Source organism: Arhodomonas sp. KWT, from assembly GCF_010993615.1.
Genome location: NZ_WNXE01000640.1, coordinates 1 through 957, shown reverse-complemented (window position 1 = coordinate 957; position 957 = coordinate 1). Strand labels below are relative to the sequence as shown.

The 957-nt window shown below is 71.8% G+C and carries 2 protein-coding genes; both read left to right on the top strand.

Translation table 11 applies throughout. The annotated features are described in order from the left end of the window. On the top strand, window positions 1-246 hold a 246-nt coding region (locus tag G7A99_RS21365; protein WP_163143927.1), incomplete at its 5' end, for a hypothetical protein. 67 nt (window positions 247-313) lie between these two features. Beyond that, entirely contained in the window at window positions 314-778 is a 465-nt protein-coding gene (locus G7A99_RS21360) for a tRNA (cytidine(34)-2'-O)-methyltransferase (RefSeq protein ID WP_018717426.1), read from the top strand. Window positions 779-957 lie beyond the last annotated feature (179 nt).

Sequence of the window (957 nt, the reverse complement as noted above, 5' to 3'; positions counted from 1 at the left end):
GATCTGCGTGCCGGGCTCGCCGCGGACCTCGATGCCGTCACCCTCTCTGGCGGCCTCCTCTACACGCTCACCGATGGCGAGCGCGAGATCGAGGACGTCGACACCCAGGGCTTCGATACCGACCACGCCGCCGGCGCCTACGCCGGGATATCGCTGGACACCGGCGGGGGCGGCCGGGTCGGCGTCGAGGCGGTTACCGGCCCCTGGAACGGCGTGCGGGTGGTATTCGCGCGGCGCTTCTTCTGAGTGCCGCTATTGCCCTGATCCGCGTGGGGCACCCGCCTCACCCGACCTTCGCCGTTACGGAACCCCGATGATCCACGTGATCCTCTACCAGCCGGAGATCCCGCCCAACACCGGCAATGTCATCCGGCTGTGCGCCAACACCGGGGCCCGGCTCCACCTGATCGAGCCCCTGGGCTTCACCCTGGAGGACGCCAAGCTCCGCCGTGCGGGCCTGGACTACCGCGAGTGGGCGAGCGTGCGCGTCCATGCCGATCTCGGCGCCTGCCTCGAGGCGCTGGGCTCGCCCCGCGTCTACGCCCTGTCCAGCCGGGCCGGGACGCGCTTCGACACCCCGGCGTTCGCCGCCGGCGACGCGCTGCTGTTCGGCCCGGAGACCCGCGGTCTGCCCGACGACGTCCTCGCCGGGCTGCCGCCGTCGCAGCGCCTGCGCCTGCCCATGGTGCCGGGCAACCGCAGCCTCAACCTGTCCAACGCCGTGGCGGTCACGGTCTTCGAGGCGTGGCGCCAACTCGGCTATGCTGGCGGGGAATAAACGATCCGAGACAACGAGAGTGTCCCCGTCATGAGCGCTGTAGAACCCCTGAGCTTCGGGCCGGTCGAGCCCGCCGTCGACGCGCTGCGCGAGCTGCTCGGCGAGCGCCTGTCCACCGCCACCGCCGTGCGCGAGCACCACGGTCACGACGAGTCCGGCTGGCCGGTGATGCCCCCGGA